Raw genomic sequence first — 3,386 nt, 5'->3', positions numbered from 1 at the left:
GGGCAGGGCCACGCCCTCGGCGCCCTGCCGCTCGGCCGGGCTGATCGGCAGCAGCTTGCGGCGGTCGCGCGGGGTGTGCGCCTCGACGTGGCCGCCGCTGAGGATCACCTGGAGGCGGCTGGAGATGTCGGCGTAGTCGTCGAAGCCGAGCACGCCGTCGGCCTCGGGGAGGGCGTCGGCGAGCTCCTTGCCGTAGCGCTCGGCCATGCAGCCGACGGCGACGACGGCCTGGGTGCGGCCATGATCCTTGAGATCGTTGGCCTCCAGCAGGGCGTCTACGGAGTCCTTCTTCGCGGCTTCGACGAAGCCGCAGGTGTTGACGACGGCGACGTCCGCGTCGGCGGCGTCCTCGACGAGCTCCCAGCCATCCGCCGCCAAGCGGCCTGCGAGCTCCTCCGAGTCCACCTCGTTACGGGCGCAGCCAAGAGTGACAAGGGCGACGGTACGGCGTTCGGGCATGGACTCAAGACTACTTTGTCCGAACGCCGACCCCTGCCCCAAGTCCCGGTAAACCAAGATCGTCTCGATGAAACGGAGATCCCCGGGGCGCAGGTTCGCACCCCGGGGGATCCGGAACCGGAAATTCAGCCTGCCTGGGCCGGGCCGGCCTGGCGGGGGTCGTCCTTGGTGTACGTGAGGCGTTCCACCTGCCCCGGCTGGAAGTCGTCCTTGATCTCCTTGCCGTTCACGAACAGCTGGACGGCCCCGGCGTCACCGAGCACGAGGTCGATGGACTCCTTGTCGGTGAACGTCTTGGAGTCGCCCATCGCGAGGGTGCCGTCGAAGAGCAGCCGCCCGCTGTGGTCCTTCGCCGAGATCCAGCTCTCGCCGTCGGCCGCCGTCAGCACGACCGTGACCATGTCCTTGGGCGCGGCCGCGATGGCGCTGTCCGAAGGCTCCGGCTTGGGCGCCTGGGGGGCCTGCGGGGTCTGGGGCTGCTGGGACGGCTGGGCGCCGGACTGCTTGGGCGCCGGCTTGGGCGCGGCGGAGCCCTCCGCCACCGGCCGCCGGGCGCCGTCGTCGCTCCCGCCGAAGGCGGTGAAGCCGACGAAGCCGATCACGGCGACGATCGCCGCGACCATGGCCGCGGTCCAGTTCGGCCGCTGCCGCTCCGGCCGGATCCGCTCGGCCTCGAACAGGGGCGCGGCGGGGGTCGGGGCCGGCCGGCCGCCGTGGGCGGCGTCGTAGGCCTCGACCAGCGGAACGGGATCGAGCCCGACGGCCCGGGCGAGCGTACGGACGTGGCCGCGGGCGTACACGTCGCCGCCGCACCGCGTGAAGTCGTCCTGCTCGATCGCGTGCACGATCGGGATGCGCACGCGGGTGACGGAACTGACCTCGTCGACGGTGAGCCCGGCGGCGATCCGGGCCTTCTTCAGGGCCGTCCCGATGGAGGAACCACCGTCGGACGGAACGAGCCGGTCCTCGGACCGGTCGTCGGTCGAAGGCTGGTCGTCTTCAGGGGAGTTGGAGTTGCCGATGGACACAAGGGCGCCTTTCGAGCGTGTAGCCACCTGCTGGATTCCCAGTCTAGGGGGGTGACGAAAGGGTGGAGCAACCGGAGGGTGGACTCCGTACGCCATCCGTATGGCGGCCGGGGTTCCTGGTGGAGCGGGGGTGCGTGGGTGCGGTACGGAGCCGTCCCTTTCCCTCAACTTGACGCGCGGCCAAGGGAAACGGTTGTCCCGCGTTCCCTTACGGGTGAGACACCGTTGCGTTACGGCTGGGACTCTCCGCGGATGACGGCCAGGACGTCGTCCAGCTCATCCGGTTTGACCAGGACGTCGCGCGCCTTGGACCCCTCGCTGGGCCCCACCACGCCCCGCGACTCCATCAGGTCCATGAGCCGCCCGGCCTTGGCGAAGCCCACGCGGAGCTTGCGCTGGAGCATGGAGGTGGAGCCGAACTGGGTGGAGACCACCAGCTCCGCCGCCTGGCACAGCAGGTCCAGGTCGTCGCCGATCTCCTCGTCGATGTCCTTCTTCTGCTTCTGCCCGACGGTGACGTCGTCCCGGAAGACGGGCGCCATCTGGTCCTTGCAGTGCTGGACGATCCCGGCGATCTCGGCCTCGGTGACGAAGGCGCCCTGGAGGCGGACCGGCTTGTTCGCCCCCATCGGCAGGAACAGCCCGTCGCCCTTGCCGATGAGCTTCTCCGCGCCCGGCTGGTCCAGGATCACCCGGCTGTCGGCGAGCGAGGAGGTCGCGAAGGCGAGCCGGGAGGGCACGTTCGCCTTGATCAGGCCGGTGACCACGTCCACGCTCGGCCGCTGGGTGGCGAGCACCAGGTGGATGCCGGCGGCCCGGGCCAGCTGCGTGATGCGGACGATGGCGTCCTCGACGTCGCGCGGGGCGACCATCATCAGGTCCGCCAGCTCGTCCACGATCACCAGCAGGTACGGGTACGGGGTCAGCTCGCGCTCGCTGCCCGGGGGCAGCTTGACCTTGCCGCTGCGGATCGCCTCGTTGAAGTCGTCGATGTGCCGGTAGCCGAAGGCGGCCAGGTCGTCGTAGCGCAGGTCCATCTCGCGCACGACCCACTGCAGGGCCTCGGCGGCCCGCTTGGGGTTGGTGATGATCGGCGTGATCAGGTGCGGGATGCCCTCGTACGCCGTCAGCTCCACCCGCTTGGGGTCCACCAGGACCATCCGCACGTCCTCCGGGGTGGCGCGGACCATGATCGAGGTGATCAGGCAGTTGATGCAGGAGGACTTGCCGGAGCCGGTGGCGCCGGCCACCAGCACGTGCGGCATCTTCGCCAGGTTGGCCATCACGTAGCCGCCCTCGACGTCCTTGCCGAGCGCCACCAGCATCGGGTGGTCGTCCTCGGCGGAGTCGGCCAGGCGCAGGACGTCGCCGAGGTTGACCATCTCGCGGTCGGTGTTCGGGATCTCGATGCCCACGGCGGACTTGCCGGGGATGGGCGAGATGATCCGCACGTCGGGCGAGGCGACGGCGTACGCGATGTTCTTGGTCAGGGCGATGATCCGCTCGACCTTCACCGCGGGGCCGAGCTCCACCTCGTAGCGGGTGACCGTCGGGCCCCGGGTGAAGCCGGTGACCTTCGCATCGACCTTGAACTCGGCGAAGACGTTCGTCAGGGACGCCACGATCGCGTCGTTGGCGGCGCTACGGGTCTTGCCGGGGCCGCCGCGCTCCATCAGGTCGAGCGAGGGCAGGGCGTAGGTGATGTCACCGCGCAGCTGGAGCTGCTCGGCGCGCGGCGGCAGCCCGCCGGTGGGCTCCGGCGGGGCCTTGGTCAGGTCCGGGACGACGAACCCGGCGGACGCGGAGCCGGATGCGGAGCCGGCGGACGCGGAGCCGGTGGGCTTCGCGGGGCGGCCGGCTTCCTCGGCCGGGGCCGTTGTTGCGGTCGGGGCGCCGGGG

Annotated in this window: 2 protein-coding genes and 1 pseudogene; all 3 read right to left on the bottom strand. The window is 70.8% G+C overall.

All coding sequences use genetic code 11. The annotated features are described in order from the left end of the window. A pseudogene (locus GPJ59_RS34770) lies at positions 1–459 on the bottom strand (30S ribosomal protein S12 methylthiotransferase RimO); the annotation flags it as partial. A gap of 125 nt (positions 460–584) precedes the next feature. Next, entirely contained in the window at positions 585–1,487 is a 903-nt protein-coding gene (locus tag GPJ59_RS34765) for a helix-turn-helix domain-containing protein (RefSeq protein WP_219672030.1), read from the bottom strand. A gap of 230 nt (positions 1,488–1,717) precedes the next feature. Next, on the bottom strand, positions 1,718–3,386 hold a 1,669-nt coding region (locus GPJ59_RS34760), incomplete at its 5' end, for a DNA translocase FtsK (RefSeq protein ID WP_258025377.1).

It is taken from the genome of Streptomyces bambusae (assembly GCF_019400985.1).
GTDB lineage: Bacteria > Actinomycetota > Actinomycetes > Streptomycetales > Streptomycetaceae > Streptomyces > Streptomyces bambusae_A.
The sequence above is the reverse complement of the archived record's forward strand: the minus strand, read 5'-3'. Positions and strand labels throughout refer to the sequence as shown.